This is a genomic window from Nonomuraea sp. SYSU D8015 (assembly GCF_008065375.1).
Lineage (GTDB): Bacteria > Actinomycetota > Actinomycetes > Streptosporangiales > Streptosporangiaceae > Nonomuraea.
The window spans coordinates 262,832-276,959 of sequence record NZ_VJYI01000014.1 but is presented as its reverse complement, the minus strand read 5'-3'; the positions used below and the strand labels follow the sequence as shown (position 1 = coordinate 276,959).

General features: G+C 70.6%; 15 protein-coding genes. 9 read left to right on the top strand and 6 right to left on the bottom strand.

What is annotated here, in order from left to right:
• Window positions 1-50: 50 nt before the first annotated feature.
• Entirely contained in the window at window positions 51-1,064 is a 1,014-nt protein-coding gene (locus ID574_RS41975; RefSeq protein WP_188194587.1) for a trypsin-like serine peptidase, read from the bottom strand.
• A 197-nt stretch (window positions 1,065-1,261) separates the two neighbouring features.
• Between ID574_RS41975 and dxr the strand changes: the two genes are divergently transcribed.
• From dxr to ID574_RS41940, 7 genes are all read left to right on the top strand, one after another.
• Window positions 1,262-2,452: a 1-deoxy-D-xylulose-5-phosphate reductoisomerase gene (gene dxr / locus ID574_RS41970; protein ID WP_188194586.1), complete on the top strand. Its 1,191-nt coding sequence runs from the start codon at window positions 1,262-1,264 to the stop codon at window positions 2,450-2,452.
• Between the two features lie 38 nt (window positions 2,453-2,490).
• A complete protein-coding gene (ispG, locus tag ID574_RS41965) occupies window positions 2,491-3,660 on the top strand; it encodes a flavodoxin-dependent (E)-4-hydroxy-3-methylbut-2-enyl-diphosphate synthase (protein WP_188194585.1) in 1,170 nt (389 codons plus the stop codon).
• Window positions 3,661-3,710: 50 nt separating this feature from the next.
• On the top strand, window positions 3,711-4,274 hold the full coding sequence (locus ID574_RS41960; protein ID WP_188194584.1) for a hypothetical protein: 564 nt from the start codon (window positions 3,711-3,713) through the stop codon (window positions 4,272-4,274).
• Window positions 4,275-4,297: 23 nt separating this feature from the next.
• Window positions 4,298-5,905: an alpha/beta hydrolase gene (locus ID574_RS41955; RefSeq protein ID WP_223167626.1), complete on the top strand. Its 1,608-nt coding sequence runs from the start codon at window positions 4,298-4,300 to the stop codon at window positions 5,903-5,905.
• A 72-nt stretch (window positions 5,906-5,977) separates the two neighbouring features.
• Window positions 5,978-6,820 (top strand): GNAT family N-acetyltransferase, encoded by an 843-nt coding sequence (locus ID574_RS41950; protein WP_188194637.1) that lies wholly within the window; start codon window positions 5,978-5,980, stop codon window positions 6,818-6,820.
• Window positions 6,821-6,984: 164 nt separating this feature from the next.
• Window positions 6,985-7,794 (top strand): HipA family kinase, encoded by an 810-nt coding sequence (locus ID574_RS41945; protein WP_188194583.1) that lies wholly within the window; start codon window positions 6,985-6,987, stop codon window positions 7,792-7,794.
• Window positions 7,791-8,168 (top strand): DUF3037 domain-containing protein, encoded by a 378-nt coding sequence (locus ID574_RS41940; protein ID WP_188194582.1) that lies wholly within the window; start codon window positions 7,791-7,793, stop codon window positions 8,166-8,168. The genes ID574_RS41945 and ID574_RS41940 overlap by 4 nt, the downstream gene beginning before the upstream one ends.
• Here ID574_RS41940 and ID574_RS41935 read toward each other — a convergent pair.
• Both ID574_RS41935 and ID574_RS41930 read right to left on the bottom strand, forming a co-directional pair.
• Window positions 8,165-8,983, bottom strand: coding sequence for an NmrA family NAD(P)-binding protein (locus tag ID574_RS41935; protein ID WP_188194581.1), 819 nt, complete (start codon window positions 8,981-8,983; stop codon window positions 8,165-8,167). The two genes, ID574_RS41940 and ID574_RS41935, sit on opposite strands and share 4 nt — an antisense overlap.
• A 98-nt stretch (window positions 8,984-9,081) precedes the next feature.
• Window positions 9,082-10,254, bottom strand: coding sequence for an FAD-dependent oxidoreductase (locus tag ID574_RS41930; protein WP_188194580.1), 1,173 nt, complete (start codon window positions 10,252-10,254; stop codon window positions 9,082-9,084).
• A gap of 54 nt (window positions 10,255-10,308) precedes the next feature.
• On the opposite strand from ID574_RS41930, the gene ID574_RS41925 reads away from it, so the two are divergent.
• Window positions 10,309-10,770 (top strand): MarR family winged helix-turn-helix transcriptional regulator, encoded by a 462-nt coding sequence (locus ID574_RS41925; protein WP_188194579.1) that lies wholly within the window; start codon window positions 10,309-10,311, stop codon window positions 10,768-10,770.
• Here the strand turns inward: ID574_RS41925 and ID574_RS41920 are convergent.
• Window positions 10,767-11,300 carry an SRPBCC family protein gene (locus ID574_RS41920; protein ID WP_188194578.1) on the bottom strand — a complete coding sequence of 178 codons (534 nt, stop codon included), beginning with the start codon at window positions 11,298-11,300 and terminating at the stop codon, window positions 10,767-10,769. The two genes, ID574_RS41925 and ID574_RS41920, sit on opposite strands and share 4 nt — an antisense overlap.
• A 65-nt stretch (window positions 11,301-11,365) precedes the next feature.
• Between ID574_RS41920 and ID574_RS41915 the strand changes: the two genes are divergently transcribed.
• Window positions 11,366-11,920: a TetR/AcrR family transcriptional regulator gene (locus ID574_RS41915; protein ID WP_188194577.1), complete on the top strand. Its 555-nt coding sequence runs from the start codon at window positions 11,366-11,368 to the stop codon at window positions 11,918-11,920.
• A gap of 97 nt (window positions 11,921-12,017) precedes the next feature.
• On the opposite strand, the gene ID574_RS41910 is transcribed toward ID574_RS41915, so the two are convergent.
• Window positions 12,018-12,875 carry a TIGR03619 family F420-dependent LLM class oxidoreductase gene (locus ID574_RS41910; RefSeq protein ID WP_188194576.1) on the bottom strand — a complete coding sequence of 286 codons (858 nt, stop codon included), beginning with the start codon at window positions 12,873-12,875 and terminating at the stop codon, window positions 12,018-12,020.
• Entirely contained in the window at window positions 12,872-14,119 is a 1,248-nt protein-coding gene (locus ID574_RS41905; protein WP_188194575.1) for an LLM class flavin-dependent oxidoreductase, read from the bottom strand. The genes ID574_RS41910 and ID574_RS41905 overlap by 4 nt, the downstream gene beginning before the upstream one ends.
• Window positions 14,120-14,128: the final 9 nt, after the last annotated feature.

Sequence of the window (14,128 nt, the reverse complement as noted above, 5' to 3'; positions counted from 1 at the left end):
CCCGAGTGTGCACTACCAGATGTGTCCTTGTGGCTACTTTCCGTAAATTCTCAGAGTGCGCCAGTGGTTTGGGCGGCTTGGTAGACGGCCTGGGCCTCGTTCCCGAAATAGGGCCCGAACATCCAGTTGGGGGCGAAGTTGTATTTGAAGCTGTTCACCGAATTGACCGTGCCGAGCCCGGTCGACTCGGAGAAATTCAGCATCCACGGACCGCCGCTGGAACCGCCAGTCATGTTACAGGTCAGGCCGAGGTCGTTCGACAGCAGATAGTCGTCGAAGGCGCGGCCGCTGCAGTAGACGAGCTTGGAGCCGTCGTACGGCGCCGCGGCCGGGTAGCCGAAGGCGTACATCTGCTGCCGTCTCCGCTGGTTGAAGGCCACGCCCTGGCCGCCCACGACGTCGACCAGCGTCGCCCCCTCCAGCGGCGCGACCACGGCGGCGGCGACATCGAAGTCGATGTCCTCACCGGCGTTCCACTGCTGGGTGGTCAGCAGCTTCGTGGCGGCCCAGGTGCCGAAGGGGCGGCTGCCCTTGTCGTAGCCCGGCACGAAGACCCAGTTCGTGTGGAAGGCGCCGTTCAGCTTGACGCAGTGGCCCGCGGTCATCACCACGCTCTTGTTCTCGCTGGTCACCGCCGATCCCGAGCACGACGCGTTGCGTCCCTGCGCGGTGGTGAAGAAGATCCGCCCGGTGGACTTCACGACCGCGCCGCCACCGGTCCACGGCTCACCCCCGCTCCTGGCGGCCTGCAAAACCTGGGCGGCGGCGCCGGACGCGCCGGTGGGCGCGGCCGACCAAGGCTTGCCCGCGGCGGGGTCGTCCGCGGCGGTCAGGTTCATGTCCTTCTTGGGTCCGGGGGCGTCCAGGGGCGCGGCCGCCTCCATCCTCCGCTCGGTCCAGTATCGGAGGACCTGCCGCTGCTCGGGGGCCGAATCCGCGGCCGCGTGCTGGGCGGGCTTGGGTCGCAGGTGGACCTCGCCCTGTGCCGCTGTCGCGGGGAGCAGGGCGGCGGCGCTCCCCGCGGCGAGGACGAGGGTGGAAAGCAGAGCGACTCTGCGGTGCATTACGTACCTCCCGAAACCGGACGTGGGGTTGGAAAGGTAGCCGCCGCAATATCGAGATTTCTCGGGATCTGCACACACCGATATATCAATATTCCGGCGTAAATCGACTCTCTTATCTCACGTCACATAAGTAAGCGAATTTCGGTACGTCCACCGCCGTGTGCTCACGCGCCCTCCGCAGCGGGGACAATGGACGCGTGCATGCTCAGAACCGCCGCTCCGTCGTCCTCCTCGGCTCCACAGGCTCCGTCGGCACCCAGGCCCTCGACGTCATCGCGGCCAACCAGGCCGGCTTCAAGGTCACGGCGCTGGCGGCCGGCGGCGGCAAGGTCGAGTTGCTGGCCAGGCAGGCGGCCGAGTTCGGCGTCGAGGCGGTGGCCGTGGCCGACGCGGCGGCCGTGCCCGCGCTGAAGGAGGCGCTGGCCGCGCACGGCGCCCGGCCCGCGGTGCTGGGCGGCCCCGAAGGGGTCGCGGAGGCGGCGGCGTGGCCGTGCGACACCGTGCTCAACGCCATCACCGGCGCGCTCGGGCTGACCTCCACGCTGGTCGCGCTCGAGGCGGGCCGCACACTCGCCCTGGCCAACAAGGAGTCCCTGATCATCGGCGGGCCGCTGGTGAAGCGGCTGGCCGCGCCCGGCCAGATCCTGCCGGTCGACTCCGAGCACTCGGCGCTGCAGCAGTGCCTGTGGGCCTCGGGGCCCGGCGCGTACGACCCCGAGAGCGTCAAGCAGCTCGTGGTCACCGCCAGCGGCGGCCCGTTCCGCGGCCTGAGGCGCGAGGAGATGGCCGAGGTCACCCCCGAGATGGCGCTGGCCCATCCCACGTGGTCGATGGGGCCCGTCATCACGATCAACTCCGCGACGCTGGTCAACAAGGGGCTGGAGGTCATCGAGGCGCATCTGCTGTTCGACCTGGACTTCGACCGGATCGAAGTGGTGGTGCACCCGCAGTCGATCATCCACTCCATGGTCGAATACGTGGACGGCTCGACCATCGCCCAGGCCAGCCCGCCCGACATGCGCCTGCCGATCGCGCTCGCCCTCGGCCACCCGCACCGCGTGCCCGGCGCGTCCCAGCCCATCGACTGGACCAAGGCGCACACGTGGACGTTCGAGCCGCTGGACGACGTGGCGTTCCCGTCGGTCGCACTGGCCAGGCACGTCGGCACCGAGGGCGGCACCGCGCCCGCCGTCTACAACGCGGCCAACGAGGCATGTGTCGAGGCGTTCGCCAGTGGGAACCTCCCGTTCCTGGGGATCGTCGACACCGTCGCCAAGGTCGTCGAGGAACACCGCGTCACCCCCGCCGGCTCGGTCGAAGAGGTGCTGGCGGCAGACGCCTGGGCGCGTGCCCGTGCGGCCGAACTCACAGCCGGGCAGTCCCGCTAGCTACATAAACTTGAACCGTCGTCACAGTAAGGGTGGAAATGTCTTCCGTAGCTCTCGGCATCCCGACGGTACGCCCCAAGCCGCTCGCCGAACGCCGCCGCTCCCGCCAGATCATGGTCGGCAACGTGCCCGTGGGCGGCGACGCGCCCGTCTCGGTGCAGTCGATGACGACCACGGTGACCGCCGACGTCAACTCCACGCTGCAGCAGATCGCCGAGCTGACGGCGTCCGGTTGCCAGATCGTACGGGTGGCCGTCCCGTCGCAGGACGACGCCGACGCGCTGCCCATCATTGCCAAGAAGTCGCAGATCCCGGTCATCGCGGACATTCACTTCCAGCCGAAGTACGTGTTCGCGGCCATCGAGGCGGGGTGCGCGGCCGTCCGGGTCAACCCCGGAAACATCAAGAAATTCGACGACAAGGTGGGCGAGATCGCCCGCGCCGCCGCCGACCACGGCGTCCCGATCCGGATCGGCGTCAACGCCGGCTCGCTCGACCCCCGCCTGCTCCAGAAGTACGGCAAGGCCACGCCCGAGGCGCTGGTCGAGTCCGCGCTGTGGGAGTGCTCGCTGTTCGAGGAGCACGGCTTCCGCGACATCAAGATCTCGGTCAAGCACAACGACCCGGTCGTCATGATCAACGCCTACCGCCTGCTGGCCGCCAAGTGCGACTACCCGCTGCACCTGGGCGTGACCGAGGCGGGGCCGGCCTTCCAGGGCACGATCAAGTCGGCCGTGGCCTTCGGCGCCCTGCTGGCCGAGGGCATCGGCGACACGATCCGCGTCTCGCTGTCGGCTCCTCCGGTCGAGGAGGTCAAGGTCGGCACCCAGATCCTGGAGTCGCTCGGCCTGCGCGAGCGCGGCCTGGAGATCGTCTCCTGCCCGTCCTGCGGCCGCGCCCAGGTGGACGTCTACACGCTCGCCGACCAGGTCCAGGCCGGGCTGGAGGGCTTGAAGGTCCCGCTGCGGGTGGCCGTCATGGGCTGCGTGGTCAACGGCCCCGGTGAGGCCCGCGAGGCCGACCTCGGGGTGGCCTCCGGCAATGGCAAGGGCCAGATCTTCGTCAAGGGCGAGGTCATCAAGACCGTGCCCGAGTCGCAGATCGTCGAGACCCTGATCGAGGAGGCTCTCCGGCTGGCCGAGGAGATGGGCGTCGAGGTCGACCTCGACGAGGACGACGCCTCCGGCCCCGTCGTGACAGTCGGCTGACCTGCTTTGAGCAGGACCACCCCGGGGAGTACCACGGCTTCCCGTTCTGGGTGTACGACGTTCCCAAGGGGATCCTGCTCGCCGAGATGGCGGAGGTCGTGAAGGCCGCGGATCCCCAGACCCGATCGGCCTGGCTGTCCTCCTTGCTGGACGACCTGTGCCTCCACGCGGCGATCAGCGACTTCCACATGCCGGTCGACGAGTGGGCCGGCGGGCACGAAGAGGAGTTCGTGTGCTTGGTCCGGGCGGCGTGTGAACGCCTCAGGAGACGCGGCCGCCTCACGGCGGATGAGGCCGCGGCGTGGACGGTGCTGGACGACCTCCGGGTGATCTGGCGCGGTGACCCCGTGCTGGAGGTCGGGCCGGTCGTCTCCTTCGGCGAGGCGCTCGTCGACATCATCCGCGCGTCCATCCACCGGCGCCGCTCGGCTGCTGGTGGTACTTCGGCATGTACGGAGACGGCGGCCCGACGTCGACCATCGCCATGCGGGAGCCCTGGCCGTCTCGAGCCCGCGCTCGTCTTCGGCTACGTGCTGCCACGTACCGATTACAGAATGGCAAGCATTTCTCCATACCGTACGTCACGACCCGATCACTCACGGGAGCATCACTAGGTCCATGACAGGAAGGGGGCCGAGTGAAGCGGGTAGTGGGGGTTGTCGCCGGCTTGGCGGTGCTCGTCGCAGGGGTCGCGGGCGCGGACGCGGCGGCCGTGGCGAGCGGGGCGCCGTCCGCGACGGCGAGGCAGGCGACCGGGCCGGTGGTCTGGGGGACCTGTCCCACGGTGGCGGGCAAGCCCGTGAACGCGAATCTCGAGTGCGCCACCGTACGCGTGCCGCTCGACTACCGCGAGCCGTGGGGCCAGTCGATCAAGGTGGCGATCAACCGGATCAAGGCCAAGGTGCCGCGTGACGCCGGCCACCTCGGCACGCTGCTGATCAACCCGGGCGGTCCTGGGGCGTCGGGGCGCAACCTGACCGAGTACGTGGCCGCGATCCTGCCCGCCAAGCTGAGCGAGCGCTACGACATCGTGGGGTTCGACCCGCGCGGCGTCGGCGCCAGCGAGCCGGCGCTGCACTGCGTGGACCCGGAGGTCTACTTCAGGCCCCCGCGGCCGGACGCGGTGCCGCGGACGCCGGAGGAGGAGCGGGTGCTGCTGGGCCGGGCCGCCGCGTACGCCAGTGGCTGCGGCAACTTCTGGGCCTGGCTGCTGCCGCACCTCAGCACGGAGAACTCCGCCAGGGACATGGACACGATCCGCGCGGCCCTCGGCGAGGAGAAGATCAGCTACCTGGGCTTCTCCTACGGCACCTACCTGGGCGCCGTCTACGCCACGCTCTTCCCGCACCGGATCAAGCGGATGATCATGGACAGCGTGGTGGACCCGACCCGCGTCTGGTACCGGGCCAACCTGGCCCAGGACACCGCCTTCGAGCGCCGCCACCGGCAGTTCCTCGCCTGGACGGCCCGGCACCACGCCACGTACAAGCTGGGCGCCACGGTCAAGCAGACGTCGTTCGCGTACTACGCGATGCGCGAGCGGCTGCGCAGCCGCCCGGCGGGCGGCATCGTGGGGCCGAGCGAGCTCGACGACGGCTTCACCATCGCCGGTTACAGCAACCGGGTCTGGCCCGAGTTCGCCCAGGCGTGGTCGTCGTACGTCCGCAACGGCGACGTGTCAGGACTGCTCGCCCTCTACACCAAGCACGGCAAGAACGACGCCGCCGACGAGAACAGTTACGCCGTCTACCTCAGCGTCCAGTGTCGCGACGCGCCCTGGCCGCGCCAGTGGGACAAATGGCGGGCCGACATGACCACGATGCACCGCCTGGCGCCGTTCCTGACCTGGCCGAACGCCTGGTACAACGCCCCCTGTGCCTTCTGGCCGGTCCCGGGCGGGAAGCCGGTCGACGTGCAGGCGTCGCCGCAGCTGCCGCCGATCCTCATCGTCCAGTCCCGGGGTGACGCCGCGACGCCGTACGAGGGGGCGCTGCGGATGCGCACGCTCTTCCCCAACACCCGCATGGTGCTCGACAAGGGCGGCAACCACGGCATTTCGCTGTCGGGGAACCGGTGCGTGGACCGGCATGTGGCGGCGTACCTGCGGGACGGGTCCTTGCCGCCGCGCGACGTGGCCTGCGATCCGCTGCCGGCGCCGCGTCCGGCCGAGCGCATGGCGGCGGAGCCGCCGCAGCGGCCGCACGACCTCCTGGCGATCCTCGGGGGGCTCCTCGGAGCACGATGACGTCAAGAAAGGGTTACCGTGGGCATCGCCGGATGAGCCAATCGGTAACCCTTCGCGTAGTCTGACCATGTGATGCTGCGTACATCGGCGTCGCGCGTGCTCGACGACAGCGACCGGGACGAGGTTCTCGCCCTGCTGGACACCGATCCGGTCGCCAACGTCTTCGTCTCCTCCAGGGTGCGGGCCGTCGGACTCAATCCGGCGCGACTCGGCGGGCAGATGTGGGGATTCGGGCCGCGCGGTGGCCTTGTGTCACTCTGTTACGCCGGGGCCAACATGGTGCCGGTCAGCGCGGGGCCCGAGGCGGTTCACGCGTTCGCCGACCGTGCCCGCAAGCAGGGGCGGCGCTGCTCGTCCATCGTGGGCCCCGTCGACGCGGTCTCCCTGCTGTGGGAGCGGCTCGAGCCCTACTGGGGCCGGGCCCGCGCGATTCGCTGGGCGCAGCCCGTCATGGCCACCTCGCGCCAGCCTCCGGTGCCCGCCGATCCCCGCGTGCGCCGGGTGCGGCCCGAGGAGTTCGACATCCTGCTGCCGGCGTGCGTGGCCATGTTCACCGAGGAAGTCGGCGTCTCGCCCAACCTCGGCGACGGCGGCGCTCTCTACCGCACCAGGGTCGCCGAGCTGATCAGGATCGGCCGCTCCTACGCGCGCATCGAAGACGGCCGGGTCGTGTTCAAGGCGGAGGTCGGAGCGGTCACGCCGCAGGCCTGCCAGATCCAGGGCGTCTGGGTCGACCCTGAGCTGCGCGGCCGGGGTCACGCGGTGGCCGGCATGGCGGCCGTCGTGGAGGCCGCGATGGAGTGCTTCGCCCCCGTGGTGACGCTGTACGTCAACGACTACAACCGCTCCGCGCGAGCCGTCTACAAGAAGGTCGGCTTCGTGGAGGTCGATACGTTCATGTCCGTGCTGTTCTGAGAGCTGTCCCTTAAGCCGGGGCAGTCCGGGTTGCGGCTGCGTCTGTCCGGCGTGGTTCCCCGGGTACGGGGCCCGCCGCCGGTGACGGTCCACTCCGGTCCAGACCTCGACACGGCGGAGAGCCCGGAAGGGCAGAGGAGATCATAAGGCGATAGCCTCGTGTCGTGCTGGACAGGATCGCAGCCACCCGCTACGTGACCCCGCTGCGGGAGGGCGGCTCTCTGCCCGGCGTCGTCGAGGCCGACGACCTGGGCACCTACGTGGTGAAGTTCCGTGAGGCGGGCCAGGGCCGCCGCGTGCTGGTCGCCGAGATCATCGCCGGCGAGCTGGGCCGCAGGCTGGGGCTCAGGACGCCCGAGCTCAAGCTCATCGACCTCGACCCGCAGCTCGGCATCCGGGAGCCCGACGAGGAGGTGCAGGACCTTCTCAAGGCCAGCACCGGGCTCAACCTGGCGGTCGACTTCCTGCCGGGCGCGCTGGGGTTCGAGCCGCTGGCGTGGGTGGCGGACCCGGTGTTCGCGGCCAGGGTGGTGTGGTTCGACGGGTTGATCCACAACATCGACCGGAGCTGGCGCAACCCCAACCTGCTGGTCTGGCACCGCGACACCTGGCTGATCGACCACGGCGCGTCGCTGTGGTTCCACCACAACTGGCCCACGGCCGATCCGCAGCGGCCGTTCGACGCGGGTGACCACGTCCTGGCCCCGTACGCCGGTGACGTGGCGGCCGCGGGCGCCGACCTGGCGGGGAAGATCACCAGGGAGTTGCTGGAGACCGTGACGGCGCTGGTGCCCGACGAGTGGCTGGACGGCGAGCCGGGGTTCGGGGCGGCGCAGGACGTGCGGGAGGCGTACGTCGATCATCTGCTGCGGCGGGCGCACGGGCCGCGCGAGTGGCTGGTGCGCGGGGAGCAGCGGGCCCAGCGGCCCGGGCCCGGGTCGGTCGGCGAGTTCTGGCGGGGAGGCGGCCGGTGACCAGGGACGTTTACGAGTACGCGGTCATCCGCGTGATCCCCAAGGTGGAGCGGGGCGAGCAGATCAACGCGGGCGTGCTGCTCTACTGCCAGCCGCGCGACTATCTGTGCGCGCGGGTCGAGCTCGACCCCGCCCGGCTGCGGGCGCTGGACCCGGCGGCGGACGTGGACGCGGTGCGGCGGGCGCTCAGCGCGTACGAGCTGGCCTGCGGTGACGAGCCCGGGCCGCTGGGGGCGGAGTCGCTCGGCGGCAGGTTCCGCTGGCTGACGGCGCCGCGCAGCACGATCGTGCAGGCCGGCCCCGTGCACGCGGGCCTCACGGCGGACCCGGACACGGAGCTGGCCAGGCTGTTCGACAAGCTCGTCCGGATCTAGGCGAACGCCTCCGCGTTGGCCTCCGCCCACTGCTCGAACGTGCGCGGCGGGCGCCCGGTGACCTGTTCGACGGTGGGCAGCACGGCCGATTCGTCCAGCTCGCCGCGGCCGAAGAAGCCGATGAACGCCTCCGCGTACGCCTCGGGCATCTGCTCCAGCATCCGCGCCCTGGCCTCCTCGTCGGTGAACCCCTCGAACCGCAGCTCCCTGCCGAGCACCGCGCCGAGGATCCGCACGCGGTCCGCCGGCCGCAGCGCCTCGGGGCCCGTCAGCCGGTAGACCTGCCCGTCGTGCTCCTTCCCGGTGAACGACGCGGCGGCGACGCCGGCGATGTCGAGCGGATCGACGGTCGCGACGGCCACGTCAGGAAAGGAATCCCGCACGACATTTCCGAATTTCACCTGGTCCGCCCAGCGGAGCGTGTTCGACATGAACGTACGCGGCCGCAGGATCGTCCACGGCACCCCCGACTCCCGTACCAGCGCCTCGGACTCGACGTGGTACTTCGAGATCGGATTGCTGACGTCGGCCGCCTCCGCGGCGCTGGCCGACAGCAGCACCACGTGCTCCACCCCGGCCCGCGCGATCGCGGCCAGCGTCTCGGCCATCCGGTCGTACCCGCTCAGCAGGAACACCCCGCGCACGCCGTCCAGTGCGCCCGCCACGGAATCGGGATCGTTGAGATCGCCGAAGGCGAGCTCTGCGGGCAGATCGACGTCGCGCCGCACCAGCGCGCGGACGTCCGCCCCCTCCTCGGCCAGTGTGCGCACCAGCGCTCCGCCCGCGTTCCCCGTGGCGCCCGTAACAAGGATCATGCCGTGATGCTAGACGAAGTGCCACTGAAAGAGATCTCCCGCAAGGCGGTACGGGTGGAAGGGTTCGGCCCCCGCACGTGTGCCGTCGGCGGAGGGCATCAGCCGACCGGATCCAGGCCGGCACCCTTCGGCGCGGCGAACGGCCGCTCCCGGGACGCCTCGACCGCGGCGAAGGCGTAGCCGAGCATGCGGCGCTCGTAGGTCGCCTTGGCCTCGGTCAGGGGTTCGCCCTTCGCCACCGCCTCCGCCAGCAGCTCGCTCAGGACCTGCGCGTCGCGGAGCCCGAGGTTCGCGCCTTCGCCGCGCCCGGGGCTCATGCTGTGCACCGCGTCTCCGACCAGCGTGACGGCGGGCTCGTCCCACGGCCCGACGCGGCGCGCGGAATGGATCTGCAGCAGGAACGTCGCCTCGGGATCCGCCTCCCGCACGATGCGCTGGACGCCCTCGTGCCAGCCCCGCACGGTGTCCACGGCGAGCCTGTGCAGCTCGGCGGCGGGCACGCCGTCGGGCCGGGGGCCGGGCATGCTCATCGTCCAAGAGAAATATCCGGGAATGTCGGTGAGCCGGGTGCCGGGAGCCAGACGCGCCACGGCCTCGGTCACAGGCGTGTACGGCCGGCAGGTGGCGATGCCGACGGCGGTGCCGTCGGGGGCGGTGATCCGGTTGAACGTGTCCACGAGCTCCGGCGGGGTGGCGGCGAGCAGCTCGGGCGCGATCCACGTCCTGCCGTACACCACCGAATGCAGCCGGTCCACCTCGGCGTCGGGCAGGAGCTGCGCCCGCACCCGCGAGCCCACGCCCTCCGCCCCCACGAGCAGGTCTCCGTCGGCGCTGTGACCGCCGGCGAAGTGCGCGCGGACGCGGTCGCCGAGCGGCTCGTACCGCTCGTAGTCCATGCCGAAGCGCACCGAGAGCCCGGACATGAGGATCTCCCGGAGCGTGAGCCGGTTGAGGCCGAGCCCGTCCGCACCGGGCCGGATCGCCGGGAGATCCTTGGCGAAGGCGGGCCGCAGGTCGGGCGCCATGAAGATCATGCGGGTGGCCGGGCGGATGGAGGTGGCCACGGCCAGGTCGAACAGGTCGTCCGGCAGACAGGCCCGCAGAGCCTCCACGCCGGTGCCCTTGAGGCTGATGCGGTAACCCTGGGGCCGGTGACCCGCTGAAGGGTCGCGTTCGAACAACGTGACGGCGAGGCCCGCCTTGTGCAGGCCCTGGGCAAGGCACAATCCAGCGATTCCGCCTCCCACGATCAAGATGTGCGTGTCGGTCATGATTTCCACGGTAGCTGTCACGACAGTTAATGTCGAGGCAGATATTCTTGCGGGATGGACGACAACCGTGTGCCGAAGTCGACGTTCGAGCTGGTCCTGGGAGGCGGGTCGCTGCTCGTGCAGGTCGGCAGGGAGCTCAACACCGAGACCGAGCGCCGGCTCGCGCCCCTCGGCCTCACGGTGCAGCAGGCGGCCCTGCTGCTGCACGCGGCGCGCGGCGACGTCACGCCGAGCCTGCTGAAGAGCCGGCTGGGCACGGACACGGCCGGGATGACCCGGCTGCTGGACCGTCTGGAGGCCAAGGGGCTGTTGCGGCGGGCCCGGCACCCGGAGGACCGGCGCTCGATCGTCATCGAGCTGACCGACGAGGGGCGAGCGCTGGTGCCGGGCCTTCCGCCGATCTTCGGAAAGATCAGCCACCAGGTCTTCGCCGGCTTCTCGCCGCAGGAGATCGCGCAGGTCACGGACATGCTGCGACGCATCCTGCGGAATCTCGCCGACGAGCCGGACGCCTAGCGGATGGCGTCGGCCCGGATGGCGGCGAGCATCATCCGGCGGATGAGGCCGCTGCCCGGGCGGATGACGGCCCAGTAGCACAGGAAGGCCCGGCGCGCGTCGGGGCTGGTGGCCTTGACGCGGGTCTCGGTCACGAGGCGCACGCGGCCCTCGCCCGCCTCCTCCAGCAGGAAGGTGAACGTCCCTTTCGCGTAGCCCGGGCGGTCGAAGGCGTCGAAGTCGGCCGCGCCGGCGATCTGGGGGGACTCGGAGCGGCCCAGGCGCCACCACTGGCCGATCATGCCGACCACCACCTCCCGCCCGGGCTCTTCGGCGAGCGGTGTGAAACGGGGCAGATCGCGCTGCGGGCGGGCGCCGGACAGCCGGGAGGCCAGCTCGCGGATGGCGAAGAGCGGTTTGGCGAGGCGGATGTCCGACGGTCGCATGCGCGTGACGGCGTCCCAGACACGCTCGCGGGAGGCGTTGATCACGATGGAGTGGCGCTCGGAGGCGTCGGGGCGGGGGATGAGCCGATCGGTGAGTGCTGGCACGGGCCACCTCTTCCATACGGTTGCGTATGGTCTGACTATACGGTGCCGTATGGCAGGCTTGGCGGATGGGTCGGTTGAACGCGGACGACTGGGCGCGGGCCGCGCTGGCGGCACTGGCGGAGGGCGGGCTCGCGGCCGTCGCCGTGGAGCCTGTGGCAGTGCGGCTGGGCGTGTCGAAGGGCAGCTTCTACTGGCATTTCCCCAACCGGCAGGCGCTGGTGGAGGCGGCGCTGAAGCGGTGGGAGGAGGAGACCGAGCAGATCATCGCCGGCCTCGACAAGGTGGCGGACCCGGTGGCGCGCATGCGGGCGCTCCTTGAGCTGGCCTTCGGGGACGGGCGTGACGCGGCCGTGTCCTTCCGGCTGATCAGCGCGGTTGACGACCCGGCCGTGGGCCCGATGGTGAGCGCGGTGGCGCGGCGGGTGAGCGAGCGGCGGCTGGCGTACATGCAGGCCGTCCTCGAGCAGGCCGGCCGGCCGCCGGAGGAGGCGCGCCGGCGGGTGCTGGCCGCGTACGGCGGCTACCTGGGGCTCGCGGCGCTGGCCCGCGTCGGGGTGGCTCCGGAGCCGCCGCACGACCTGATCGACACGGCCATGAGCGAGCTGGGCCTGACCGAGTGAGGGACCTGGCCTGGAGAGGTGGCCCGGCCGGCGCGGTTGCCTGGGGACTGACCGGCCGGGCCATGGGGTCTGACCCGGCCGCGGGGGGACGGCCGGGTCAGAGCTTGGCGATGACCTCCTCGGCGAAGCGCTCCATGGTGGCGATCTTGAGCTCCAGAGTGCCCTCGCCGTACCTGGCCTTCTCCTCGGGAGTGGCCAGCCACCACGGGGCGGCCAGCGTGCCGGTCACGCCCTTGGCGGCGAAGCGGCGGTACGTGGCGGCGTCCGGCAGCACGGCCAGCGGCGCGATGATGTCGAACTCCCTGCCGTCCGACTCCCGCCGCAGCGTGTCCAGCACGGGGTCGAGCTGCTCCTCGGTGTAGATGCGGTTGCCGATCCACCCGTCGCCCAGCCGGACGGCCCGGCGGAGTGCGGCCTCGCTGTCGCCGCCCACGTACACCGGGATCCTCTGGGCGGGCGTCGGCGAGATCGACAGAGGCGGGAGGCCGTCCAGCGAGACCGTCTCGCCCGCCCACAGCGAGCGCAGCACCGGCAGCATGGCGTCCAGCCGCCGCCCCCGCGTGTGGAAGTCCTGTCCCGTGGCGACGAACTCCTCCTTGCACCACCCCACGCCCACTCCGAACGTCACCCGGTCCCGCGACAGCACCGCCGCCGTGGACACCTGCTTGGCCACGGTGAACAGGTCGCGAGCCGGCGCGATGTAGACGTTGGGGGAGAACCGCAGGGTGGTGGTGACCGCCGCCATCGCCCCGATCGTCACCCACACGTCGGGCCAGTGCGTCTTGGCGTCCCAGCGCGGCTTGCCCGATCGCGAGTACGGGTACGGCGTGGCGAAGTCGGCGTAGAACAGGTGGTCCGACAGCGTCAGGGTGTGGAACCCGCACCGCTCGGCCGCCCGCGCCAGCTCCACGAACTGATCGGCGTCGACGAACGAGGCCCCTAACCAGATCTTCATCGGAACTCCGGCGCGACCTTCGTCGCGAACAGCTCAAGGTTGCGCTTGACCGTGTCGAGCGGCAGCACGCCCTGCTGCCCCTGCATGTAGAGCCCGAACCACTCCAGGTCCGGCATCCGGTCGAGCATCCGCTGGATGCCGCGCTTGACGTCGTCGGGTGTGCCGAACAGCGCCATCTCCACGTCGTTCATGCGCTTGGCGTCGCCCTTCTCCGGCGAGATGGGCTTGTGCTTCTCGTCCTCCTTCTTCCGCAGCACCTCCAGATAGCCGAAGGGCCCGAAGAAGGCGGCGAAGTCCTTGGGGATGCTGCGGCCGAAGGTGTTGATCGCCTGCTCGGTCGTGTCCGCGATCCCGACGATCTTGAGGATGCCGGTGTGCTCGCCCAGCTTGTAGTGGCGGCCCTGCTTGGCCGACTCCTCCTGGTAGAGCTTGGCCTTGGCGGCGTGGTCGTCGGGGTTGGGGGTGAACATCCACGGCAGGATGTCCTCCTGCGCGGCCCTGATGACCGACCGGTCGGAGATCGTGAACGGCTGCCACAGCTCGGGGTGGGGGTTCTGGTACGGCCGCGGGCAGACCGACACGGCCACCACCTTGCCCTCGTCGTCCAGCTCGTCGGGGGCGCCGAAGGTCCGCGTCCACTCCTGGGCGGGCCAGCCCTCGATCCCGTCGTACGGATAGGGCACCTGGTAGTCCAGGACGTCGGACTTGTAGCGCAGCGTCTCCTGCGTCCACGCCATCTTCATGATCTTCAGCACCTCGCCGAAGACGTCGAAGTTGCGCGTGTCGGAGGCCGAGCCGTCGGAGCGGGCGGCGGCCGCGTGCCAGCGCTGGCCGAGGACGTTCATCCAGCGGTTCTGGTAACCCCGGGCCACGCCCAGCCGCAGCCGGCCCTTGCTGAACTGGTCGAGCAGCGCCACGTCCTCGGCCGCCCTGATCGGGTCCCAGGCGGGCAGCACCAGCCCGAGCGGCGCGAGCAGGATCCGCTCGGTACGCGCGGCGAGGTCGGTGAGGAACATCAGCGGATTGACCGAGAACTCCATGCCCTCGGAATGGAAGTGGTGCTCGGTCATCATCAGCGCGTCGAACCCGAGCTGGTCGGCGTGGACGGCGATCTCCCGAACCTCGTGCAGCAGCTTCTGGTACGACTCCGTGTCCCGCCCGATGGGACGCTTGGCCTTGGCGTTCTCCTCGGCCGCGTATCCAGAGCCTGGAATCTGCGGATTCAGGAAGATAGAAAACTTCACCGGGGACCT